Raw genomic sequence first — 24,081 nt, forward strand, 5'->3', positions numbered from 1 at the left:
CGCACTCTTACAGCTACTTCGTCAGCAGCGCATACGCCCCGGTCCATCCCTCCGCCGGCGGATTGATCTGGAATTCCTTGATCCGCGCCTCGTACAGCTTGAACAGCTTATCCAGCGTGTCGGCGTCCTCGCTGCGGCGGCCGCGCTCGATCGCGTCCAGCGCGCCCTGCCAGTCGCGGCCGCGGTAGCAGCCGAGCATCTCGATGGTGACGTTGCGCAGGCGCTGGAAGGCGCCCGAATGCATCACGTCCTCGCGGCCGGCGATGGCGTAGATCACCTCGGGCTCGGTCTTGCCCTTGACCATGATGAAGTCGAGCTCGAGGATCGCGAACTTGTCCTTGGCGGCGAGCGCGGTCCTGGAGCCGACGATGATCGGGAAACCGTATTCCTTCGATTGTCCCTCCAGGCGCGAGGCGAGGTTCACACTGTCGCCGAGCACCGAATAGTTCTTCTTCAGGTCGGAGCCCATGTTGCCGACGACGCCGATGCCGGTGTTGAGGCCGATGCCGACATTGAGCGGGATGTAGACATGACCGCCATCGGCGGCCTCCTGCTCGCGCTCCTTGTTGACCGCGTCGATCTGCTCCAGCATCTGGATCGCGGCCTCGCAGGCGTTGACCTCGTGCTCGGCATCGTCGAGCGGCGCGTTCCAGAACGCCATGATGGCGTCGCCCATGTACTTGTCGATGTAGCCCTTCTGATCGATGATGACGTCGGTCAGCGGCGTCAGGAAGCGGTTCATCAGCGCGATCAGGCCTTGCGGATCTTGCTTGTAGCTCTCCGAGATCGTGGTGAAGCCGCGCACGTCGGAGAACATGATCGTCATCTCGCGCTCCTCGCCGCCGAGCACGAGCTTTTCGGGCGACTGCGCGAGCTGCTCGACCAGGACGGGCGACATGTATTGCGCGAACATGCCGCGAATCTGCACGCGCTGACGCTGCTCGCGCACGAAGCTGGCGAAGATCAGTGTCAGATAGATCGCGGTGGTCGAGAGCAGCGGATAGGTGAAGTCGATGAGGTAGCGGTACTGCGCGTAGAAGAACCAGGATACGCCGACCAGGATGGCGGCGAACATGGCACCCGCGAGCCCGAGGCGCACCGGGCCGAGATTCGGCGTGAAGATGATGACGAGCAAGCCGATCACGAGCGCGGCGATCAGCTCGACGCCGAGCGCATAGTTCGGCTGGGAGATCACCGCGCCGCTGAGCACACTCTCCAGCACCTGGGCATGGATCTCGACACCCGGCATGGTCGATGACACCGGCGTGGTCTTGATGTCGTTCAGCCCGACCGCCGAGGTGCCGACCAGCACCAGCTTGCCGGCGATCTTGTTCGGCGGCGCGGTGTTGTCGAGCACGTCGGCCGCCGAGATGTAGATCGAGGGATCCTGGCGGGCGTAGTGCACCCAGAGCTGGCCGTTCTTGTCGGTCGGAATCTCCACGCCCTTGAGGCGCACGGCCCTGATGCCGGTCTTGTCGGTCCGGACCAGCAGCGTCGGCGTTGCCGTGACGACGCGTAAAATCTCGAGGCTGAGCGAGGGCATGATGTTGCCCTGGGCGCGCATGATCAACGGCACGCGGCGGATCAGGCCGTCGCGCTCGGTCTTGATCGAGAACAGGCCGCGGCCGGCGGCGACCTTCTCGATGACGGACACGTTACGCAACAGGCCGGGGAATTCGAACAGGAAACGTTCGGCATCCGCTTCGCCGACCGTCGCGACGCCGGTGAAGGGCAACGACTTGTCGATCTCGGACGAGATCGCCGGCTGCCCGGTTTCGCCCAGCACCACGTGCGAGCGCTTGATCGCGTCGGCGAGGATCTGGTCGTTGGTCGGGAGCTCGCGCAGCCTGGCGCGGGTGGCGTCGTCGAGATCGCGCATCTGGCTCGCGACCAGATCCGGGTTGAGCCGGTCGGCTTCGGAGAACACCATGTCGAAGCCGATCGTCACCGCGCCGTTACCGGTGAGGTTCTGGATCAGGTCCGCGATCCGCGTGCGCGGCCATGGCCACTGGCCGAGCTTGGCGAGGCTCTTGTCGTCGATGTCGACGATGGTGACCGGCCGCGCCGCCTTGTGGCGGGGATCGATCAGCTGGAACATGTCGAAGGTGCGCAGCCGCAATTCCTGGATCGGCGGCGGATCCCAGACACGAGCGCCGGCAAAGACGACCAGCAGCGCAAGGCACATCAGCCGCGCGAAGCCGAGCTTCCGCGCAAACCACCGCCGCAGGATCTTGAGACGCTTCATTTCAGTCGGACTTCCTGACCTGCATCGCGCCCGGCGCACCGATCATGGAGCGTCCGCGGGCGATTGGCTATTCCCCGGCGGTTGAGGATTATGGATTTTTTGCCGCGGTCAAGCTACGAGCCGGCCGCCAGGAGGCCCGGGCGGCGATCAGGTGATGTGGAAGATGAAATCGCTGGCCTTCAGATTTGCCGCGATCACGTTCTTCAGCAGGATCGTCTCGTGGTTGTCCAGCGTGATCTGGGCGCCGCCCGATTGCGGAGCGATATTGACGTCGTCCAGCGAGCTGATGCTGCCGAACTGCCGCAGGTCGATCTTGTCGAGGCCGACCTCGAAATCGTCGACGCTGTGCTGGACCGTGGACTGCGACGACGTCGGCGCGAACACGAACTGGTCCTTGGCGCCGCCGCCGATAAGCGTGTCGCTCGACTCGGTGGCGAAGATCACGTCCTTGCCGTCGGTGCCCTCCAGGCGGATGCCCTGGCTGTTGGCGCCCTCGACGAAGATGAAGTTCACGGTGTCGGAATGGCCGGTCGAGTCGGCAACGGTCACCGTGATCTTGTCCGTCACGGGCGGCTGCGGATACTGCTCGGTGCTGGCGCCTGTCGGGTCGTAGGTGATGCCGGCACCTTCTGCGAGGCCGGTGTTGATCTGCTCGAGCGAGCCCGTCGTCGTATATGCACTGACGCTGCTGGTATCCGGATGCGAGGTCGACACCGTGACGGTGAAAATGTCCGTCGCCGCGCCAGAATCGGTATCGGTGACCACCAGATCGGTGATGATATCGTTGCTGTTCTCGCGGATGTGCTCGACGTGGAAGCTCTCGGTATTGATGACTGGGCCGATGGCAGGCGTCACGCTCGTGCCGATGGTGGTGATGTCGTGCGAGATCGACGCGGTGCCGCCGGTGCCCGTCGCCGTGAGATCGATCGTCGCCGTCGAGCCAGCGGTGGTGATGGCGCCTGTATAGGTGTCGTCGAGAGCGTGGACGCCCAGCGCGCCAGGCTCGCCGCTGAATCCGTCGGCAGGCACAAACCGGATCAGCGTAGCGGAGCTCAGCACGAGCGCATTCGCATCACCGACCGAGTCGACATCGACCCAGCAGCCGCCAACCTTGTACTGCCAGACGCCCTGGTCGGCGGTCGCGGCGTCCGACGTCACCGCGATGGCCTTGAAGGTCGCGCCAGTGTCGACGTCATGGAACTTGTTCGTGAAGAGATCGCGGATCTTGCTGCCAGCCGGATCGCTGTCGTTGCCGGCGACGGCGGCCAGCGTCGCGCTGTCGAGCGTCGGCGCGTCGTTCTTGCCGGTGATCGTGATGGTGACGTCGGTCGTGGTGGTCTCGCCCCGGCCATCATCGAGCGTGATGGTGGACACGACCTTCGCCGTCTGGTCCTGGCCGAGGAAATCGAGCGCGTTGTCGGCGATCGAATAGTGCCAGGTGACGGTACCGTTGTTCTTGCCGGTCAGCTGATACGTCAGCGCGTTCTTCAACGCGGCGGTCTCGTCGGGCGTGAGCGACGCGGTGAGGTCGGTGGCGCCGTCGAGCCAGGTCACGTCCTGGTCGACCTTCGTCACCGTCGGACGGTCGGTCAGGTCGATGTCCTCGAAGTCGATCGAGCCGGTCGCGGCCGGCGACGGGTCGATCGTCGAGGACGAACCGGTGGTATCAGGCTGCTCGGAGAAGCTTGCGGTCAGCTGCGCCACATCCGTGGTGGTGAATGTCGGCGCATCGTCGTCCGCATGGATCGTGATCAGCGTGTGGCCGCCCTCATCGCTACCCGCGAAATGCGCGTCGCGATAGTCTCCGACCAGGGTCAGGCTGATGCTCTTGCCATCGTCGCCGGTGACCGTCAGCACGCCGCCGCTCGCGGGATGATCGGCATCGGGGACATAGACCGCGCTGGTGCCGAGGCCCCACTTGATCATCGTCAGGTCGATCTTGTCGTTCGCGGACAGCTCCGCGATCGAACCGCCGAAATCCTTCGTATCGATCTCCAACTCGGCGCCGTCACCGGCAAGCGTGATCGTTTGCGATACCGCACCCTTGACCTCGAGCGTCGCGCCGGCATCGACGACGACCGCGCCCGTGGCCGAGCCCGACAGCGAGCCAAACAGCGTCAGCGTCCCGGTGTGAACCTCGATCGAGCCGGCGCCGGTGTTGGTGATGTCGCCCGTGATCGACGCAGTGCCCCAGCTGTCGATGTCGCCATAATTTTCGATGGTCAGATCGGCCCCGGAAATGGAGGCCCCGTGCAGATCGATGTCGCCGTGGTTGACGATCGACGACGCATCGCCGAACACGCCGCTGCCGGCGACCGTCCAGGTGCCGCCTGCGTTGTTATTGAACGTGGCGGTGGCGACCGAGATGTTGCCGTTGATGTGGCCGGTGTTGTTGATCGTGATCTCGCCGCCAGTCTCGACGATCGCGTAGGTCGATGAGGTCACGCTGCCGGCATCGGCTGGCCCGATGGTGCCGGAGTTGATGATCGTCGCAGTGCCGGTGCCGTTCTCCTGGATGGAGATCGCAGCAAAACCGTCGGCGCCGACCACGGAGCCGGTGTTGGTGATGTGCGTCGAGCCGGCCGCGCCCGCATCGTCCTGGTCGACATTGATGCCGGACGAGGTCGTGCCGGTGATGTGTCCGTTGTTGGTGACGGTGACTGCGCCGTTGCCATGGGAGACGATGTCGAGACCGACCGCGCCGGAAACGCCGCCGCCGATGGTCGCCGTGATATCGCCTGCGCCGTTCGCGCCGTCATGCAGCACGATGCCGTTGCCGGTCTGGCCGGTGATGGCGCCTGATGTCGTCAGCGAGATGTCGCCGATGCCATTCTGAGTGACGACGATACCGTTGGTCGCGCCGGTCAGCGTACCGCTCGGGGTCAGTACGATGTTGCCGCGATGGCCGATCGTCCCGCCCGAAGCGGTGAAATCGAGCGCATCGCCCTTGCCCGACTTGATGTCGGCATCGCCGGTGACCGTGAAAGTACCGCCGGTCGAGGCCTGACCGGTGATGGTGCCGGTAAAGGCATGGCTCGTCTTGTCGAGATCGAGCGTATTGGTGCCGCCGGCGAAGGTGACGGTCTGCGCGTCCGCACCACCGAGCTCCAGCGTCGTGTCATCGTCGATGATCAGCGTGCCCGTGCCGGTGATGCCGCCGGACAGGTTGAGCGTGCCGCTCTGAACCTCGATGGTGCCGGTATTGGTGACGCCGCCCGTGATCGTATTGAGGCCGGCGACGCTGTAGAGATTGCCGGCGTTGCTCAGGCTGCCGCCATTGATCGAAACGTCGGTCAGATAGAGTTTTGACGCGCCGTCGACCGAGATCATGCCGCCAGCGTTGGCGATGGTGGCGGTCGTGAGCTTCAGCGTGCCGCCTGTCACTGCCTCGATCAGACCGTGATTGGTGATGGCGTGAAGGATGCCGGGATCGATCGTCAGCGCGCCGCTGGTGACCGAGATCGTGCCGGTGTTGCCGACGTCGGCGTTGTCGATGGCGCTCGCGCCGGTCGATTCCAGCGTGCCGGCGATGGTGAGCGTGCCACCGGCCAGGCTCGCACCGTTCAACGTCAGCGTCTTGTTCGCATCGACATTGACGGTGCCGTGATTGACGATCGCGGTGCCCGAAACGGTCGCGTCGTCCAGCGTCAGCGTGGCGCCGCTCTCGACCGTCACCGCGCTGACGCTGAGCGTGGCGGCGTTATCGATCTTGCTGGCGCCGGTGACGTCGATCGTGCCGGCGCCCTTGATGGCGCCGCCGCTGATCGTGGCATAGTCCAGCGTCAGTGCGGCACTGCCGTCGACGATGACGTCGCCGCTCGAATTGTCGACGGTCGAGCCCTGCTCGATCGCGAGCGCGCCGTTGGCGAGCACTTCGATGATGCCGGCATTGGTGACGGTCTCATCGCTGAGCGCATTGCGCGCACCGCTCACCTTGAAGACGGTATTGTTTTTCAGAATGCCGCCGCTCAGGACGGCATCGCCGGTCAGATCAATCTCACCGTTGTTGGTAATCGTGCCGGCGCCGCGAATGCCGGCGTTGAGGACGGGGCCTCCCTCGTCATCACCGCCACCGGTGTCGATCACCGCACCAGCTCCTCCGATGGTCGCATTGCTGACGATCAGCTTGCCGCTGGCGTCGACCGTGATCTGGCCGGCATTGATAACGCTGGAGCCCTGATGGATCGTCAGCCAGCCGTTGGCCAGCACCTCGATCACACCGGTCGCGGTGTTGGACACGGTCTCGTGGGCGAACTCGACCGTGCCCTTGACGTTGACTGTGCCGGAATTGTTCAGCGTGCCGTTCTCGATCAGGCTGGTGCCGTCGAGCTCCAGCGTGCCCAAAATGCTGACGGTGCCGCCATCGACCGTCGCGGTATCGACGATCAGCTTCGAGCCGGCATCGGCCTTCAGCAAGCCGCCGGCATTGTGGATCGTGGCGAGCGTCTTCAGCGTGCCGCCGGACAGCTCGATCGTGCCGGAATTGGTGATCTTCGTGCCGCTGGCGAAATCGCCGCCACCCGCGAGCGTCAGATAGCCGGCATTGGTGAGCACGCTCGTGCCCAGAATCTCGGCCTTGCCGCCGACCGACATCGTCCCGGTCGCGGCGGTCGTGAGGATCGAATCGGCACCCATGTTGAGCGCGCCTGATATCGTCAGCGAGCTCTGGACGATCACCTTCGGCGGCGGGCCACCGAAATCGTTCATCGTCAGCGACTTGGCATAGGCCGCGGTGTCGATCGTCACCGGATAGGACGGCGTCAGGCCGTGCAGCTGATCGGTGATGACGATGACATCGTCATTGATGGTCGGGACCGTGCCGGTTGCCCAGTTCGCCGCGTCCTTCCAGAAGCCGCCGGAGGGAGCGCCGGCCTTGTCGGTCGCGATCCACACCACCGCGGGCGCGTCGGTGCCGGTGATGGTGACGGTGATGGTCTGCTGCGAGGTCGCGCCGTGCGAATCCGTCAGCGTCACGGTGTAGACCAGCGTCAGCACCTCACCCTTCGGGATGAAGTCGGCGAGATAGACCGGCAGATCGGCCAGCGACCAGTTGATGGTGCCGGTGCCGTCCCCGGTGCTGTCGGCGCCCGCCGCGATCGCGACCGACATCGCGCTCTGGAACGCCGCGAGCGGGCCCGGCGGAACGGTGCCATCAGGCAGGGTCGCGCTGGTCAGCGCCACCGACACCGTATGCTTGTCGGTGAGATCGACGTCGTCGAAGTTCAGCGTGCCCGTCGTCGGCACATCGCTGGTGAGCGGGCCACCCGGCACGCTGGTGCCGCCTTCAAAGATGATGACCGGAACGCTGGTGGTGATCACCGGCTTGTCGTTGGTGCCGGTGATCGTGATCGTGATCGGGATGACGGTGGTCTCGGGGCTGACCGAGAAATTGTTGTCGACGCGGACCATGTAGGTCAGCGTCAGCGTTTCGCCGGCCGCAAGGAAGTCGAAGACATGGTCGGGGATCGTGTAGGTCCAGACCGCCGAGCCGTTGTTGTTGTTGGCGCCGTCAGCGACGACGCTGATCTGGATCTGCGTCGCCGCGATGTCCTGCTTCTGAAGTGCAGAGAGCGTGCCGGTGACATCCTGGCCGGCGCTCTTGTAGACGTAGTTCGGCGCTTCGGCGAGGTTCACGCTCACCGTGGGCCTGTCGCCCAGGTTCTGGTCGATGAAGGTGATGCGGCCGGAGATCGTGTCGGAATGCGTCGTGTCGCCGGTCGTGCCCGCGCGCTCGGTCAGCGCGAACGCCGTCTTCACATTGCCGTTGAGATCAAGGCTTTGAGACAGAGGCTTGCCGGGGTAACGGTTGAAAGGCGTCGTGTGATCGCTGGGCCCCTGCGGTCCCTGCTGACCGAGGTTGGTGAAGAGCGCGGTCGCGATGTAGCCGGCCGGAGTCTTGATCACCAGGCCGTCGCTGGTCTGCGTGATCGTGTCGGTGAAGTTCGTGGTCAGCTTGGTGTTGGTGTTGTTGTCGGTGAACTTCAGCGTGAACACGTCCGTGATCAGCTTCTGGACGTCCGGCGACAGCAGCCCGTTGGTGATCGAGACGTTGCCGCCGCTGATCTGGATCATCTGGCCGGCCTGGTTGACCGTCGCGATCGGCAGCAGCGTGACCTTGTCGAACAGGATGTAGGAGCCGGTCGTGCCATTCGGCTCGACCAGCACCTGGAAGCTCGCCTGCGGCTGCGGATCGCCGCCGCCGGCGGGAACGACGAAGTTGATCTGGGTCAGCACCGCCGTGCCGCGGATGCCCATGGTGGCAACCGGCGTGTCGATCTTCATGTCGCCGTGCTTGGCGGTCTCGCCGGCGACGAAGGTGATGGTGCCCGCAACCAGGCTCAGCAGCGAGGAATTGCTCGACCCGTTGGGGTCGTAGACCATCTCGTTCAGCACCATCCGCGCATTGGAGGACAGGCCGAACACGGTGCCGTCGATGAAGGTGATGCCGAGCGTCGAATCCGCGCCGGTCGAGACCACATCGCCCTTCTCGACGTTATCGCCGTTGTTCAGCGTGACTGAGACGCCGTTGCGAACCGCGGTCGCGCTGCCGGAGAGTTTTGTGACGTGGCCGATGACCTGCGCGGCGGCGATGCCGGGCGCGGCCTGCGCAACCTGCACATGGCCCGTGAGCGCGTTGACGACGTCGCCGGTGAGATGGGCGCCATCGGGCGAGGCGATCGCTGCGCGCTTGTCGCCCTTGAAATAATCGTGAACGACGAACTCATGCCCCTCGTGGGACAGCACGAGGTCGAGACCTGCGCGCTTGAACTCGCCATTGAAGATCAGGTTAGCATCGGGAACAACGAACGTGCCGTCGGGCACGTGACCGTGCGCCTTCGCGACAAAAGGCTTGGCGATAAAAGTCTTGGCCGTAAAGGAATCGATATGAACGTCCGCGGCCGAGCGGGAACCCTCGCCATCAAGGGGAATCGTGGCGTCAAATTTGCCAGCGTAATTCAACCGGGGGGCACCGCAAAAAGAGTTAAAATCTAAGTAAGTAACGACCGCCTAAGCTTGAATAGCATTACCAAGTCCTTAGCGAAACCATCTATTGCTTGTGTGATTCCCATCACTTGGCTGGAGGAGTCCCCAATAGCGGCGCCTTCACAGAGAAGCCGAAGTAATTCTTCAAATATTCCGAGGTCGATTTTCGGCTTATTTTCACGCATTCCCAGTCATCCAAAGTAATCAGTCGCCCATATCGAACGACGGATACTTGTGTCATCTTTTGTTCGTAGTTCCCCGCAGCATCCTGCGGCAAATACGGGTCAAAATCTGTGACCCAACTAACAGAACCCGTGAAATAGCGGGCTGTTAGCCATAAGCGGTAGAATCAGCCCTCCCGCAACTTCTCCCTGCAATTGGTTCCATTTCGCGGCGACGGAGCCCTCCTAGCCGGCGAATCGTAAAATTTTACGCAATTTGCACAGGCCCGTTTCAGCCTGTCCCACGGTTTTGGGACCCCTGCCGGGCGCGTTAAGCAGAACAAAACGGCCCGTCTCGCACTATCTCCGCGAAAGCAACAAAGCCCGGCACGTACAGGTCGAGGGGGACCTGGCGAAGCCGGAAGGGGATGTTAGATGGAGACCGCTGCTCGCTCGCGCGCCTGGCGCGCTGTCCTTGTGCTGTGCGGATTGATCCTGCTTGGATCGGCCGCCGAGCTCCGCGCCGGCACGCTGCTGTCGCCTGGAGCCGGCGTCCTCGTGCGCAAATCCGCCGAGCCGTTCGGCGTGTTCGCCTTCGCCATCTCGTCCGGCAGCCTCCAGCAGAAATGGTTCGCGCTGAAGCAGAAGCTCGACGACGACATGGTGCAGCTCGCGCTGTGCGACGGCGACCGGGACAATTGCGCATCGCCGGCGGCGCTCAAACTGATCACCATCGTCGACCAGGCCCGCAGCCGTGACGGCCGCGCGAAGCTGGGCGAGACCAATCGCGCCATCAATCTTGCCATCCGGGCCGCCAATGACGGCGCCGACGATGTCTGGAGCTCGCCGCTCGCGACCTTCGCGCGGGGCGCTGGCGATTGCGAAGACTATGCCATCGCCAAGCTGGCCGCGCTGCGGCTTGCCGGCGTTGCCAATGAGGACCTCCGCATCGTCGTGGTGCGTGACGTCAGGGCCGGCGAAGAGCATGCGGTCGCCGCAGCAAGGCTCGACGGCCACTGGCTGATGCTCGACAACCGCCGCATGGCGATGGTCGAGGACGACGCGGCGCAGACCTACCAGCCGCTGTTCGTGCTCTACCAGTCCGCCGTGATGAAATATGTCGACGAACCCGTGCGGTTGTCGATGGCCGCGCCCGAGGCGCACTGACGAAGAAGATGTTCACCGCGTGCGTCGCCGCCAACCGCTCGGGGTCTCGCCGGTCAGCTTCCTGAATGCCGCAGCGAAGGCGGTCTGCGAGGAATAACCAAGCGCGGCTGCGATCGACACGATCGAGTCGTCGGTGTCGCGCAGCATGTTCATGGCCTGCTCGAGCTGGTGCTGGCGTAGCCAGGCATACGGCGACAGCCCGGTGCTTCCCTTGAAGGCGCGGCAGAAATGGAAGCGCGAAAGGCCGGCATCGGATGCCAGCGCCGCGAGCGAGACGTCCGCATTGCTGTCCGAACGCAAGCGTTCGATGGCGCGACACAGCACCTTGGGCGACAACCCGCCGGTGACCGGCTGGACCGTTACAGGCGAACCTGCGTGGGCAACCAGCAGGCGCGTCGCCAGAAGATCAGTCATCTGATGCCTGAACAGGGCATCCAAGGCCGCGCTGCCTTCCAGCACATCCGCAGCACTCAGGAGCAATCGGGATGTAACGGGGTCGGGATGGACCGTTCGCTCCACGAGATCACCAGGAGCGGCCGCGTCGGCTTCGTGGGCAACGCGCTGGAGCGTTGCGTGCGGCAGGTAGAGCTGAACGACATTCAGAGGTTGGTAAATGTCCCATCGTGAGCTCGAACCGGCCGGAATGACCGTCACGGTCCCGGGACGCGTCATTCCATTCACAAATGCTTTCCCGTTACGGCGCTCGAACCGCACCGACCCGGCGGGGAACGTCATGATGACGTGATCGTCCATGGGCTTGACGACGTCGTGCAGCGGATCATGCTTCCGAAATGTGATCGCGCCGCAGGACGATGATGCCATTTGAACGGGCTTCGTCTTGAGTACGCGCGTCATTTCCGCATCGGGACACTCGCCGATCGGCAACTGGGAAGTGTCTGGATTCTGCGAAATATCTCGCAAGCGAGGTTTGCTCATGGACCTGTTCTCGCCGTTGAGAGGGTCTGGTTTGAGCGTTCGAGGCGTTCTCAGGAATACGGATCTGGGGTCTCTTCCCAAAGTGACCCTGCTGCAAGTTTAGACGAAACGCGCGTTCAGATCGACCTGCATTCTCGGATAGTGCGGGACCATGGTGCCGCAGGGCAAGGTTTCGCAGGTTCCGCGGCAGCTCGGCCAATGACCAGCTGGTTTATGTTCTTCCGCCCGAAGGCGAAGTGCCGCGATGTCCGCTCCCGCGCCGCCGTTGGGGGAGAGGCAGACATCAGGTGGCCGACTCGCAGCAACCGACTTTATGAGTACGCACCCTAACCACTAGCACCGGCCCCGGATTACGCGGAGCCTGTCATCGGGCGGCGCTTTGCGCCGACCCGTTGGCTCCATCCGGGCTACGGGTCTCGCGTAAACCGTCACGCCACAAAGCCGTTTCGCCGCGCGATCCGGGGCGCTAGCATGGCGCCTTTGCGGGGGCGACTGGAATGCGGTTCATCGTGCTGTCTGTGCTTGCGCTGCTGGTATTGCCGGCGGCACCAGGCTCCGCGCAATCGGGCCCATCCGACCGCTCCATCGCCGACAGGCTGCCGCTATTTGCCCGAAACAACTGCCAGCAGATCCGCGATCCCGGCAATCAATTGTTCTGCGGTGACGCCGAGCTGGCCGCCGCCGCCGAGAAGCTCGGCACGGCGATCGAGGCGCGGCTCGCCCGCCTGCCCGATCGCCTGCCCGCGATCGAGGAAAATGCGATCTGGATCCGACAGCGCAACCTCGGCTGCGGCATCGTCGGCCAGACCGCGATCCGCGCCGACGATTTCGACCGCGTGAAGGCGTGCCTTCTCAAGGTCACCGAAGAGCGCGCCGCAATCGTGCGTGATCCGGATTTCGATTGTCTCGCGGCCAACACGGCCGCGGGCGCGCTGATCTGCGCGGACCCGTCGCTGGCGCTCACCGAAACCGAGCTCAACAGCCAGGTGCTGGGCCTGATCGGCAGGCTGGACCCGACCGCGGCCCGCTTTGCCTTCGCCGAATACGGCCGATGGACGAGGGAGCGCGATCGCAAGTGCAATCTCGTCGGCAAGGAGAACGTGCCGCTTGCCGAGCTTGCGTCCGCGGAAGATTGTCTCGCCGAGCATCTGAAGCGCAAGACCGAGGAGATCGCCGCCGCCAAGGGCGATCCGAAGAAAGTGTTCGGCCGGCAGGTCGCGGCGCGCTCGCCCGACACCGACGCCGTCGATTTCTGCGCCGCGCGGATTCACGCCGCCAATTCATGCGGCAATTTCCTCCGCATCAACCGCGTCTACGCGCTCGACAGCCAGGTGACCGACCAGGAGGCGCAGGTCACGGGCGAGATCGAGATGGTCGTGCTGGCGCCCTTCACCATGTGCAGCAAGGTCGCTTCCACCTGCACCGGCACCTGCTGGGACCCCAGGACGGGCCGTCCGCAGCCCGGCGTCGGCAACAAGGAGCGATCCGGCGAGGCCTTCAACGTCACGCGCCGCCTGAGAATCCAGCGGACGTTTGCTTTCGTGAAAGCCGCCGACGGCTGGCGCTGCCGGGAAGACGAGCTCGCGCCGGTGAATTCGGGGACGGCGGGCGGGGGATCGTAGGGGCTCTTACCCTCCCCTGGAGGGGGAGGGTGAAAGCGGAGAGATCAAAACATCAGATTGTCCTTCACCAGCACCCAGCGGCCGTTCTTCACCTGCTGCACCTGGGTGACGGTGGTGGCGAGATGGTTGGTCTTCGAGAACACCGTCGGCGGCGAATTAAAGATATCCTGGAACTTGTCGCCGGACTCCAGCGCGTCGAGCATCTTCGGGCCAGTGAGATCCTTGCCGGCCTTGTTGGCATAATGCGCGAACGTCATCACCGCATTGTAGCCGATGATCGCCTGGGTGTTGGCGTCGGCGTTGAACATCTTCTTGTAATTGACGAGCCAGTCCTTCACCTTTCCCTTCGCGGTGTCTTCGTAGGGAATTTCGAAGTTCGAGGCGGAATACAAGCCTTCCACCACTTCCTTGCCGAGCGCCGGCACTTCGAGCACGTTAACGGGCGTGGCGCCGAGGAAGGTGACGTCCCATCCGAGCTTCTTCGCTTCACCCATCGTGCCGATCGGCTCACGGAGGACCGCGCCGAGCACGACGAGGTCGCAACCGTCGGACTTCATCTTGGCGACCTGCGCGCTGAAATCGGAGGCGCCGCGCTTGTAGCTCGTGATCGAGGCCGGCTGCAGCTTCATGGCGGTGAGCTGCTGGTTGAAGCCGTCGAGCACGTTTTTGCCGTACTCGTCGTCCTGATGCAGGATGCACGGCTTCTTGAAATTCTTTGCCTCTATCATGTATTTGAGCGCTGCGCGCGTGCTCTCGACATAAGGCAGGAGGTTGTTGAACTTCAGCCGCTCCTGCGGCTTGGCCGGATCGAACTTGAAGGTGAACTCGGCCGCCGTCAGCGGGAAGAGCTGAAGCACGCCGGCGTCGAGCAAGATATCCTGCGCAGCGAGCACGGTCGGCGATCCCATTGGTCCCACCATCGCGAAAATCTTGTCGCGCTCGATCAGCTTTTGCGAAGCCAGCACCGCTTTCTTCGGATCGTAGCCCGAGTCCTCGACGACCAGCTTGATCTTGCGGCCCTGGACACCGCCCGCCGCGTTGATCTCCTCGACTGCCATCTTCATGCCGTTGGAGACCGGGACGCCCCAGCCCTTGATCGGCCCCGACAGGTCCTGGTGGGTGCCGATGACGACCTCGGATGCCGAGATGCCATCGTTGGTGACCTTGGTTTGCGCCGCGGCCGGCAGACAGGTGAGCACCACGGCGCTCACAGCAAGGCCGAGCGTGCTGAACGATTTCGACATTGACGTCTCCTCTCCTTTGGGCCCGTATGGTGCGAAGGGCGGGGGCCACAGCTCCTTCGCTTTCTCGAACTGGCAGGCTCGTCACGCCACCGCGCGCTGGCGATACATCGCCTCGATCTCGGCAGCGTAACGCTTGTTCACGAAGCCGCGCTTCAGCTTCATGGTCGGCGTCAGCTCCTCGTCCTCCGGGGTCAGCTGGCGCTCGATCAGGTAAAATCTCTTGATGGTCTCGACGCGGGCGAAATTGCCGTTGACGCCTTCGATCTCGCGCCAGATCAGGTCCCGGATCTCCGCCGCGCGGCACAGGCTCACATAATTGGTGAAGGGGATGTCGTGGTCCTGGGCGAATTTCTCGACATTCTCCTGGTCGATCATCACGAGGCAGGTGAGATAAGGCCGCTTGTCGCCGATCACCACGGCATCCGAGATGTAGGGCGAGAATTTGAGCTGGTTCTCGATCTCGGACGGCGTGACGTTCTTTCCGCCAGAGGTGATGATGATGTCCTTCATCCGGTCGGTGATGCGGACAAAACCTTCGTTGTCGATGGTGCCGACGTCGCCGGTGTGCAGCCAGCCGCGATGGTCTATGGTCTCGGCGGTCTTCTCGGGCTGATTCAGATAGCCCATGAACAGGAAGTCGCCCTTGATCAGGATCTCGCCATCGGGCGACAGCGCCACCTCGCCCCAGGACACGGCGGTGCCGACCGAGCCGAGCTTGATGCGATCCGCCGGCATCATGGTCGCGACGCCGCAATTCTCGGTCTGGCCATAGACCTCGTGCACGTCGATGCCGAGCGCGAGATACCAGCGGATCAGCTCCGGCGCGATCGGCGCAGCGCCGGTGAACGCGATGCGGCAGCGGTCGAGCCCGATCATGCGGCGGATGTTGCGGAACGCGAGCCGGTAGGCGATGCCGTTGGCGATGCGCAGCGAGAGCGGCGGCGCCCTGCCCTCGATCCGGCAATCGACCATGCGATAGCCGACCTTGATGGCGCGGCGATAGACCCATTGCTGCAGCGGCGTCGCGTCCTTCAGCGCGATGGTGATCGCGGAATAGAACTTCTCCCAGATGCGAGGCACCGCAAAGAAGACGGTCGGCTGCACCTCGCGCAGATTGTCCGGCACCGTCTCCGGGCTCTCGGCGAAATTCATCACCGAACCGAGTGCGACCGAGATGTAGTAGCCGGCGACCCGCTCGGCGACGTGGCAGAGCGGAAGGAAGATCAGCCGGTCTTCGTCCTCCCGCGCCGAGATGAAATCGTTGGCGTGCCGCATCTGGTGCGTGACGCTGCGGTTCGCGTGCATCGCGCCCTTGGGCGGGCCGGTGGTGCCCGAGGTGTAGACGAGGATGACAAGGTCGTCCGCGCTGCGGCTGTCGATCATCTCCTGCCACAGCGCCTCGCGGCCGACCATGTGGTTGCGGCCGAGCGCGCGGAACTCGTCGAGCGACATCACCATGTCGTCGAAGAAGCCGCTGAGGCCCTCCATGTCGAACACGATGATCTTTTGCAGGGACGGACAGCGCGCGCGGCAGGCGAGCACCTTGTCGAGCTGCTCCTCGTCCTCGGCGAAGATCACCTTGGTCCGGGAATCGTTGACCAGGTATTCGACCTGGGACGATGCGTCGGTCGGATAGATTCCAGAGGAAACGCCGCCGGCGCACAAAATCCCCATGTCGGCATGAACCCATTCCGGCACGGCATTGGCGATGACGGAGGCGACGTCGCCGGGCAGAAAGCCGGAGGCGCGAAGCGCGTAGGCGATCTCCTTCGAGATCTCCAGCCACTCGCGCCAGCTGGTCGGCTGCCAGATGCCGAATTTCTTCTCGCGAATAGCCGGCCTGTCGCCCCGCGTCTCGGCGGCGCGCAAGAAGCTCTTCGCGATCGTATCAGCGATCGTCAGCACCGCCGGTCGGGCCATGCGCGTCTCCTCCTTGTCGCTCTCCCCTCCGCTGCCTGCCTTGCCGGCGGTCTGTTGTTGCGGATGGGCCAATCCATTTAACGCCTTCGCCTAGCGCCAGGTCTTCAGCGCCAAATCTTCAGCGCCAGGTCTTCTTCTTTTTCCAGCGCCGCTCGCCTCGCGCTCCCGCCTCCTTGGCGCCAAGGTAGAATTCCTGGATGTCCTGGGAATGCATCAAGCGGTCGCAGGTGTCGTTCATCACGACGCGGCCGATCTCCAGCACGTAGCCATAATGCGCCGTCTCCAGCGCCACCCTGGCGTTCTGCTCGACCAGCAGGATCGACATGCCCTGCTCCTCGTTGACGCGGCGGATGATGGTGAAAATCTCCTTCACCAGCAGCGGCGACAGGCCGAGCGAGGGCTCGTCGAGCAGCAGCAAAGTCGGCCGGTTCATCAGCGCACGCCCGATCGCGAGCATCTGCTGCTCGCCGCCGGAAAGCTGGCCGGCCGGCTGGTTGATGCGCTCCTTCAGACGCGGGAAATAGCCGTAGACGCGCTCCAGATCCTCCGCGACGCCATCACGATCCCGGCGCGGATACGCCCCCATCATCAGGTTCTCGCGCACGGAGAGGAACGGGAACACCTCGCGCCCCTCCGGCACATGACTGAGGCCGAGCCGCACGATCCGGTCCGCCTCCATGCGCTGGATCGACTTGCCCATGAATTCGATCGTGCCCTTCTGCGGATCCAGAATGCCCGAGATCGTCTTCAGCACCGTGGTCTTGCCGGCGCCGTTGGCGCCGAGCAGGGTGACGATGCGGCCGCGCGGCACCTCCAGCGAGATGCCGCGGATCGCCATGATCGGCCCGTAATAGCTCTCGATGTTGGAGAGTTTCAGGATGATGTCGGGCGTGACGGCGGCATCCATGCGTCAGGCTCCCAGATACGCGGCGACGACATCGGGATGCTGCTGCACCTCGGCGGGCGAGCCCATCGCCAGCACCCGGCCATAGTTCAGCGCGATGACGCGATCGGAGACGCGGTTGACCAGCGACATGTCGTGTTCGACCATCAGCACGGTGACGCCGAGTTCGTTCTTCATGTCGCGGATCCAGAAAGACATGTCGCCGGTCTCTTCGACGTTGAGGCCGGAGGACGGCTCGTCGAGCAGGATCAGTTTCGGCTCCGAGCAAAGTGCGCGCGCCAGCTCGATCACCTTGCGCACGCCGTAGGGCAGGCCGGAGATCAGTTTGTCGCGATAGGGCTCGAGATCGAGGAACTCGATCACCTGCTCGACCCTGCGGCGATGCACCTTCTCGTTCGCCCGCACGCTGGGCAGGAACAGCAGTTCCTGCCAGAGCTGGGTGGTCGAGTGACGGTGGCGGCCGACCAGGAGGTTGGAGAGCACGGTCGCGTTCTCGAACAGCTCGATGTTCTGGAAGGTGCGGGCGATGCCGAGCCTGGCGATGTCGTAGGGCGGCTGCTCGGTGATGTCCTGGTCTTCGAAGAAGATGCGGCCCGTGGTCGGCCGGTAGATCCGCGAGATCAGGTTGAAGATCGAGCTCTTGCCGGCACCGTTCGGCCCGATGATCGAGAGGATCTCGCCCTTCTCGACCGCGAAGGATACCGCATCGACCGCCTTCAGCCCTCCGAAATGCAGCGACAGGTTCTCCGCGCGAAAATAGCTCATCGGTTGCGCTCCGACTTCACGTAGATCTTCTGCCGCTTGAAGGTGGCGCGCTTGTAGAGCGGAAACAGCTGGAAGAAGAGCTTGATCTTGAGCCAGCGGCCGTAGAGCCCGAGCGGCTCGAACAGCACGAACAGCACGATGATGATGCCGTAGATCGCGCCCTTCAATCCGTTGAGCGAGGCGAATGCCGCGACCTTGGACTGGATATTGCCCGCAGTCGCCGGGCCCGCCCCGAACGTCGCGGCGATGCCGGCGATGATGCCGGGCAAGTCGTCCTTCAGATAGGTCAGGAACGGGTCGATCATCACGATGAAGATCGCGCCCAACACCGCGCCGTGCAGGCTGAAGGTGCCGCCGATCAGGATCACGATGATGAACTCGATCGAGAGCTGGAGCGTGAACATCTCCGGCGAGATGAAGGAGAGCTTGTGCGCGAACAGCACGCCGGCAAAGCCGGTGATCGCCGCCGAGATCGCAAAGGACTTCACCTTGTACAGCGCGACGTTGACGCCCATGCTGCGCGCCGCGGTCTCGCTGTCGCGGATCGCGACGAAGGCGCGCCCCGTCGGCGAGCGCAGCAGATTGAGCGTGCCGACGATGGTCAACACCAGCACGGCAAGGCAGAGGAAATAGAAGGTCGGGCTGTCGCGCGGGACGGTGACGCCGAGCAGCGACAGGGTCTTGACCCGCATGCCCTCGTTGCCGTTAGTGACGCTCTCCCAGCGCGCCAGGATCTCCTCGACGATCAGGGCAAAGGAGATGGTGGCGATGACGAGGTAGATGCCGGTCAGGCGCAGGGCGGGAAAGCCGACCATCGCGCCGATCAACCCGGTCAGGGCACCGGCAGCGAGGAAATAGACCGGGAACGGCACGTTGTATTTCTGCAAGTATGCCGCCGTGTAAGCGCCGATCGCGAGGAACGCGGCGTGGCCCAGCGAGGCTTGCCCGGTAAAGCCGGTCAGGATCAGGAGGCCGACGCCGACCGTCGCGTAGATGCAGACGAAGACGAGCTGGCTCATCAAATAGCTGGAGAGCACATAGGGCGCGATCAGCAGCAGCGTGAGCAGGATGCCGTAGGAGACGACGTAGCCCGAATGCGGGAACAGCTTGATGTCGTCCTCATAGTCGGTCTTGAACAGGAAGCGCATGGCGTTCAGACCTTCTTGCGGACGTGAAGGCCGAACAGGCCTTCAGGCTTGAGCAAGAGCACGGCGAGCAGCACGAGATAGGGCGCGACGTCCTTCCAGCCCTCCGCCAGATAGAAGCCGGCCATGCTCTCGATCACGCCGATCAGCACGCCGCCGACGACCGCGCCGGGGATCGAGCCGAAGCCGCCGAGGACTGCGGCGGGAAACGCCTTGAGGCCGAGCACGAGGCCGACATTGGAATGGATGAACGTGATCGGCGCCAGCAGCACGCCGGCGCAGGTCGCGACCGCCGCGCTGATCGCCCAGACCACCGACACTACGCGCTTGACCGGGATGCCCATGTAATAGGCCGCCAGCATATTCTCGGAACTGGCGCGCATCGCGGTGCCGAGCGTGGTCCTGTTGAAGAACAGCCAGAGCAGCGCGCACAGGATCATCGTCGCGGCGATCACCGAGAGCTTGTCATAGGCCAGCACCAGCGAGCCGACGCGCAGCACGCCATGGCTGAACGGCGTCTCGATCTTCAGATCGTCGGTGCCCCAGATCATCCCGGCGACCGAGCGCAAGAAATAGCCGAGGCCGATGGTGGCCATGATGATGGAGAATTGCGGATAGCCGAGGATCGGCCGCACCACCACGCGCTCTGCCAGCATGCCGAACAACGCCATGGCAGCCACCGCACCGGCAAAGCCGATCCAGTAGTTCAGTCCCATCATGCCGATGAAGGTGAAGGCGAAGAAGCCGCCCAGCATCATCAAATCGCCCTGGGCGAAATTGACGACCTCGGTGGCCTTGTAGACGAGCACGAAGCCGAGCGCGATCAGGCCGTAGACGCAGCCGAGCGCAACACCGCTGACCAGCTGCTGAACGAAATCCAGCATCGCCGCGCTTCCTCCCGATACAACCGGCGGCTCTTCGCGACCGCCTTGCTGCATCTTGTGTCCAGTCGCTACGCGGTCGTTTCGCCGCGTTAGCGCCATTTGTCCCGACGCCAATTCAGCCTGAACCGTCCAGCGCTGTCAACAAACGGTGACTTGCCATTAGTAGCAACCGGATGGCGGAATTTGTGGGCCGTAGATTCACGGTGCCGAAACATCTTGGGATCATGGTCGCGAGCGATGCAAAACCGGATGGTATGGCCGTCATGAAGCCGGACAGATCGGCGCTGGAAGTCCTGGGGTTAACGAAGCGTTTTGACCGTCTGGCGGTCGACAGCCTCGATCTCACTATTCACGCCGGCGAATTCTATGCGCTGGTCGGCCCCAACGGCGCCGGCAAGACCACCACTTTGCGCATGGTTGCGGGCCTGTTGCGGCCCGATGCCGGCGCGGTCACGATCTTCGGCATCGATGCGCTCGCAAATCCCGTCGCCGCCAAGCAGGTGATGGCGTGGGTGTCCGATGAGCCCATGATCTACGACAAGCTGACGCCGCTTGAGTACCTCGAATTCGTCGCCGGGCTCTGGGGCATCGCGCCGTCGGTCTCGGAACCGGTCGCGCAGGACCTCCTGACCTCGCTCGGGCTCGAGCCGCACCGGCACGAACGCTGCGAAGGCTTTTCCAAGGGCATGCGCCAGAAGGTCGCTCTCGCCGGCGCGCTGGTGCACGATCCCCGCCTCATCATCCTCGACGAACCGCTGACCGGCCTCGACGCCGTTTCCGCCCGCCACGTGAAGGGGCTGCTGAGCGAGCGCGTCCGCGCCGGCTGCACGGTCATCATGACCACGCATATTCTCGAGGTGGCCGAACGCATGGCCGACCGCATCGGCGTGATCGCCTCGGGCCGTCTGGTCGCCGAGGGCACGCTGACCGAGCTGCGCCAGCAGAACGGCCATGCCGACACCAGCCTGGAAGATCTCTTCATCGCGCTGGTGACGCTTCCGGAAGCCGCATGAGCTCGGCAACCGCGCTCTCCTGGTTTGCCCGCCACGAGCTCCGGCTCGCCTGGCGCGAATGGTTCGCCATGATGACCGGCGGGCGGCGCAAGCGGGCGCGCGCCGCGATGATCGGCCTGCTGTTCTTCGCGGCACTGCTGCACGTGCCGGCCTGGGCGGTGATCGGCCGCTTCGCCGACCTGCAGCTGCCGCTCGACAAATCCTCGCTGATCGTGATCTCGGCGACGATCTTTCTCGCCTGGACGCTGATGCTGTCGCAGGCGATCGAATCGGTGACGCGGGTGTTTTACGCCCGCGCCGATCTCGACCTGATCATGTCCTCGCCCGCGATGCTGGCCAATCTGTTCTCGGTGCGCATCGCCGCGATCGCACTGGCCGTCACCGTGATGGCGCTGCTGTTCTCGACGCCGTTCATCGACGTGCTGGTGATCGGCGGCGGCGCGCGCTGGCTTGCGGCGTTCGGCGTCGTCGTCGCCATGGGCCTCTCGGCCGCGGCGATTGCGATCGCCATCACTATCCTGCTGTTCCGCCTGATCGGCCCGGCGCGCACGCGCTTCGTCGCCCAGGTCCTCGCCGCGATGATCGGCGCCGGCTTCGTGATCGCGCTCCAGGTCGCCGCGATCATGTCCTATGGCACGCTGTCGCGCTTCACCATCCTGACCTCGGGCAGCTTCGCCGCCTACGCGCCCGACGTCGACAGCATCTGGTGGTGGCCGGCGCGGGCGGCCATGGGCGACAGCGAGGCGCTGCTGCTGCTCCTCGCGCTCGGGCTCGTGCTGCTCGGCAGCGTGATGGCGGTCTTCTCGCACCGCTTTGCCGATACCGCAATCGATGCCGCCGCTTACGGCGCCTCCGGCAGCAAGGCCGCGAAGCAGCGCCCGTTCCGCGGCGGATCGCGGCAACAGGCGCTGCGGCGCAAGGAATTTTCGCTGCTCTGGCGCGATCCCTGGCTGATCTCGCAGACGCTGATGCAGCTGCTCTATTTGGTGCCGCCGGCGCTGCTGCTCTGGCGCAACTTTGCCGACAGCTCCGCGGCGCTGACGCTGATCACACCCGTCATCGTGATGGCGGCGGGACAGCTCGCGGGCGGGCTCGCCTGGCTGACGATCTCGGGCGAGGACGCGCCCGACCTGGTCGCGACCGCGCCGCTGACGCCGTCCAGCGTCATCCGCGCCAAGATCGAGGTGGTGCTGATCGCCATCGCCGCCATCTTCTGCCCGCTGGTCGCAGCACTCGCCTTCGCCTCGCCGTTCCAAGCCGCGGTCAGTGCCGGCGCTGTCATCATCAGCGCGGCGTCCGCGACTGCGATCCAGCTCTGGTTCCGGGTGCAGGCCCGGCGCAGCCAATTCCGCCGCCGCCAGACCTCGTCGCGGCTCGCGACCTTCGCCGAAGCCTTCTCCTCGATCGGCTGGGCCGCCAGCGCGGCGCTGCTGCTCGCCCTTCCCATCGCCGGCCTCATCAGCGGCCTGATCACCGCCAGCCTCATCGCCATCACCTGGAAGTTCAGCCCAAGGCGCAACTAAACGCCGTGAGTAGGGCTGCGACACTGACGCGCTGTTGATCGCGGCCTATTGGCCACGCGCTGCATTGCACGCTAGACTTCTTCCGAAGTCATCGGGGACGGATTCATGCGGCGACTGGTTTCAGCGGCTCTGGCGCTGTTCGGCGCATTCCTCTCTCCTGCTCTCGCTCAGCAGCCACCTCAGCGGAGCGAATGCCTGGCGATGGCAAACGCCATGCCCCGCGCAATGCCGGCCGCATTCCGGCAGGCCGCAGGCTCGGCTGAAGTCCAGATCACCTATGCCGGCCATTCCACCTATTTCATCGACACGCCCGGCGGCCTGCGCATCGCGACCGACTACAGCGGCGCCTACCAGGTCGGACGTCTGCCCGATGTCGTCACCATGAACCGGGCGCACAGCACCCACTACTCTTTACTTCCCGACAAGCGCATTCCCCATGTGCTGCATGGCTGGGGCGAGGACGGCAAGCCGGCCGTCGTGTCGGAGCGCATCGGCGACACCTTCATCCGCAACGTCACAACCGACATCCGCCGCTATTTCGGTGACGATTCCGGCACCGATATGATCCGCGACGGCAATTCGATCTTCATCTTCGAGGTCGCCGGCCTCTGCATCGGCCATCTCGGCCATCTCCACCACAAGCTCGACGAAACCCATTTCGCCCAGATCGGGCGGCTCGACATCGTAATGGTGCCGATCGACGGCACCTACACCATGTCGCTCGACGGCGTCTCCGAGATCACCAAGCGGCTGCGCGCCTCTGTGGTGCTGCCGATGCATCGCTTCGCCACCCCGCTCGACGAGTTCATGCACCTCATCGGCCGGCAGTTCGAGATCGACCGGCGCAGCGAGCGCTCCTTCCGGATGTCGCGGGACGCGCTGCCGACGACGCCGACAGTGATCATCCTCGACGGCGTCTGACGCGCAATTTTCTCCAAGTCGATTGCCGTTCGGTCGTGCTGATCTCCTCGCGACAGGAGATCGACATGACCGACTTTGCCAGACTTTTGCACGCGGACGGACCGAACCCCGAGCACGCGGCGGCGCTCCAGCTCTACGGCCGCTTCGTCGGTGACTGGGATGCCGGGATCACCGCTCATAGCCCCGATGGAACCAAGCACACGGCGCCCGGCGAAATCCATTTCGGCTGGGTGCTGGAAGGACGCGCCGTTCAGGATGTCTGGATCATCCCTCGCCCAGCGGCTGCGCCGGCATTTCCGATCGCCGGCAATTGGTACGGCACGACATTGCGCGTTTACGACCCCTCCATTTCCGCATGGCGGATTTCCTGGTTCGATCCCGGTCGTAGCGTGTTCCGCCAGCAGATCGGTCGTCCGCGCGGCGCGGACATCGTGCAGGAAGGCACGACCGATGCGGGCGACCTGACACGCTGGAGTTTCACAGAGATTACCGATGATTCCTTCCATTGGCTCGGCGAAGTGAAGCCGGCAGCCGCCGATTGGCGGCTTGTGGTCGATGTGAGAGCGAAGCGGCGCAAGGGCTAGCGACGGCGCCGCTGTGCTTGCGATGACGGGTGCGGTTGCGCAGCACGCGCAGCTGGATGCGAA

At 64.2% G+C, this 24,081-nt stretch carries 15 protein-coding genes; 6 read left to right on the forward strand and 9 right to left on the reverse strand.

Features of this window, described 5'->3' with window-relative positions; all coding sequences use genetic code 11:
* Nucleotides 1-13: 13 nt before the first annotated feature.
* The gene (locus tag AB7535_RS32705; protein WP_354113426.1) at nt 14-2,245 is read right to left on the reverse strand and encodes a CHASE2 domain-containing protein; all 2,232 of its coding nucleotides are present in this window, start codon (nt 2,243-2,245) and stop codon (nt 14-16) included.
* Nucleotides 2,246-2,392: 147 nt separating this feature from the next.
* Nucleotides 2,393-9,205: a VCBS domain-containing protein gene (locus AB7535_RS32710; protein WP_354113425.1), complete on the reverse strand. Its 6,813-nt coding sequence runs from the start codon at nt 9,203-9,205 to the stop codon at nt 2,393-2,395.
* Nucleotides 9,206-9,825: 620 nt separating this feature from the next.
* Between AB7535_RS32710 and AB7535_RS32715 the strand changes: the two genes are divergently transcribed.
* On the forward strand, nt 9,826-10,557 hold the full coding sequence (locus tag AB7535_RS32715; RefSeq protein ID WP_354113424.1) for a transglutaminase-like cysteine peptidase: 732 nt from the start codon (nt 9,826-9,828) through the stop codon (nt 10,555-10,557).
* Nucleotides 10,558-10,569: 12 nt separating this feature from the next.
* Here the strand turns inward: AB7535_RS32715 and AB7535_RS32720 are convergent, their stop codons facing one another.
* Entirely contained in the window at nt 10,570-11,493 is a 924-nt protein-coding gene (locus AB7535_RS32720; RefSeq protein WP_439037458.1) for a helix-turn-helix domain-containing protein, read from the reverse strand.
* A gap of 497 nt (nt 11,494-11,990) precedes the next feature.
* On the opposite strand from AB7535_RS32720, the gene AB7535_RS32725 reads away from it, so the two are divergent.
* A complete protein-coding gene (locus AB7535_RS32725) occupies nt 11,991-13,115 on the forward strand; it encodes a lysozyme inhibitor LprI family protein (protein WP_354113422.1) in 1,125 nt (374 codons plus the stop codon).
* A gap of 44 nt (nt 13,116-13,159) precedes the next feature.
* Here AB7535_RS32725 and AB7535_RS32730 read toward each other — a convergent pair whose 3' ends face one another.
* The 6 genes from AB7535_RS32730 to AB7535_RS32755 form a co-directional block, all read right to left on the reverse strand.
* Nucleotides 13,160-14,359, reverse strand: a complete 1,200-nt coding sequence (locus AB7535_RS32730; RefSeq protein ID WP_354113421.1) for an ABC transporter substrate-binding protein — start codon at nt 14,357-14,359, stop codon at nt 13,160-13,162.
* An 81-nt stretch (nt 14,360-14,440) separates the two neighbouring features.
* Nucleotides 14,441-16,279: an AMP-dependent synthetase/ligase gene (locus AB7535_RS32735; protein WP_439037459.1), complete on the reverse strand. Its 1,839-nt coding sequence runs from the start codon at nt 16,277-16,279 to the stop codon at nt 14,441-14,443.
* A gap of 118 nt (nt 16,280-16,397) precedes the next feature.
* Complete coding sequence (locus AB7535_RS32740; RefSeq protein WP_354113419.1) at nt 16,398-17,186, reverse strand: ABC transporter ATP-binding protein; 789 nt, start codon at nt 17,184-17,186, stop codon at nt 16,398-16,400.
* A 3-nt stretch (nt 17,187-17,189) separates the two neighbouring features.
* A complete protein-coding gene (locus tag AB7535_RS32745) occupies nt 17,190-17,948 on the reverse strand; it encodes an ABC transporter ATP-binding protein (protein ID WP_071916857.1) in 759 nt (252 codons plus the stop codon).
* Nucleotides 17,945-19,096, reverse strand: coding sequence for a branched-chain amino acid ABC transporter permease (locus AB7535_RS32750; RefSeq protein ID WP_354113418.1), 1,152 nt, complete (start codon nt 19,094-19,096; stop codon nt 17,945-17,947). The genes AB7535_RS32745 and AB7535_RS32750 overlap by 4 nt, the downstream gene beginning before the upstream one ends.
* Nucleotides 19,097-19,101: 5 nt before the next feature.
* Nucleotides 19,102-19,977 (reverse strand): branched-chain amino acid ABC transporter permease, encoded by an 876-nt coding sequence (locus AB7535_RS32755; protein ID WP_085398851.1) that lies wholly within the window; start codon nt 19,975-19,977, stop codon nt 19,102-19,104.
* Between the two features lie 263 nt (nt 19,978-20,240).
* On the opposite strand from AB7535_RS32755, the gene AB7535_RS32760 reads away from it, so the two are divergent.
* From AB7535_RS32760 to AB7535_RS32775, 4 genes are all read left to right on the forward strand, one after another.
* A complete protein-coding gene (locus AB7535_RS32760) occupies nt 20,241-20,990 on the forward strand; it encodes an ABC transporter ATP-binding protein (protein ID WP_085398864.1) in 750 nt (249 codons plus the stop codon).
* Nucleotides 20,987-22,513, forward strand: coding sequence for a permease (locus tag AB7535_RS32765; RefSeq protein WP_354113417.1), 1,527 nt, complete (start codon nt 20,987-20,989; stop codon nt 22,511-22,513). The genes AB7535_RS32760 and AB7535_RS32765 overlap by 4 nt, the downstream gene beginning before the upstream one ends.
* A 105-nt stretch (nt 22,514-22,618) precedes the next feature.
* Nucleotides 22,619-23,434 (forward strand): MBL fold metallo-hydrolase, encoded by an 816-nt coding sequence (locus AB7535_RS32770; protein WP_354113416.1) that lies wholly within the window; start codon nt 22,619-22,621, stop codon nt 23,432-23,434.
* Between the two features lie 65 nt (nt 23,435-23,499).
* On the forward strand, nt 23,500-24,018 hold the full coding sequence (locus AB7535_RS32775; protein ID WP_354113415.1) for a hypothetical protein: 519 nt from the start codon (nt 23,500-23,502) through the stop codon (nt 24,016-24,018).
* The last annotated feature ends 63 nt before the right edge of the window (nt 24,019-24,081 follow it).

The organism is Bradyrhizobium sp. 956_D2_N1_4, assembly GCF_052076025.1.
Lineage (GTDB): Bacteria > Pseudomonadota > Alphaproteobacteria > Rhizobiales > Xanthobacteraceae > Bradyrhizobium > Bradyrhizobium barranii.

Bases quoted from the DNA above. Each gene is read 5' to 3' on its own strand.
- AB7535_RS32730 (WP_354113421.1), bottom strand. From the start codon at position 14,359: ATGTCGAAATCGTTCAGCACGCTCGGCCTTGCTGTGAGCGCCGTGGTG.
- AB7535_RS32760 (WP_085398864.1), top strand. From the start codon at position 20,241: ATGAAGCCGGACAGATCGGCGCTGGAAGTCCTGGGGTTAACGAAGCGT.
- AB7535_RS32720 (WP_439037458.1), bottom strand. From the start codon at position 11,493: ATGAGCAAACCTCGCTTGCGAGATATTTCGCAGAATCCAGACACTTCC.
- AB7535_RS32705 (WP_354113426.1), bottom strand. From the start codon at position 2,245: ATGAAGCGTCTCAAGATCCTGCGGCGGTGGTTTGCGCGGAAGCTCGGC.
- AB7535_RS32715 (WP_354113424.1), top strand. From the start codon at position 9,826: ATGGAGACCGCTGCTCGCTCGCGCGCCTGGCGCGCTGTCCTTGTGCTG.
- AB7535_RS32765 (WP_354113417.1), top strand. From the start codon at position 20,987: ATGAGCTCGGCAACCGCGCTCTCCTGGTTTGCCCGCCACGAGCTCCGG.
- AB7535_RS32775 (WP_354113415.1), top strand. From the start codon at position 23,500: ATGACCGACTTTGCCAGACTTTTGCACGCGGACGGACCGAACCCCGAG.
- AB7535_RS32735 (WP_439037459.1), bottom strand. From the start codon at position 16,279: ATGGCCCGACCGGCGGTGCTGACGATCGCTGATACGATCGCGAAGAGC.
- AB7535_RS32725 (WP_354113422.1), top strand. From the start codon at position 11,991: ATGCGGTTCATCGTGCTGTCTGTGCTTGCGCTGCTGGTATTGCCGGCG.
- AB7535_RS32740 (WP_354113419.1), bottom strand. From the start codon at position 17,186: ATGGATGCCGCCGTCACGCCCGACATCATCCTGAAACTCTCCAACATC.
- AB7535_RS32750 (WP_354113418.1), bottom strand. From the start codon at position 19,096: ATGCGCTTCCTGTTCAAGACCGACTATGAGGACGACATCAAGCTGTTC.
- AB7535_RS32755 (WP_085398851.1), bottom strand. From the start codon at position 19,977: ATGCTGGATTTCGTTCAGCAGCTGGTCAGCGGTGTTGCGCTCGGCTGC.
- AB7535_RS32770 (WP_354113416.1), top strand. From the start codon at position 22,619: ATGCGGCGACTGGTTTCAGCGGCTCTGGCGCTGTTCGGCGCATTCCTC.
- AB7535_RS32745 (WP_071916857.1), bottom strand. From the start codon at position 17,948: ATGAGCTATTTTCGCGCGGAGAACCTGTCGCTGCATTTCGGAGGGCTG.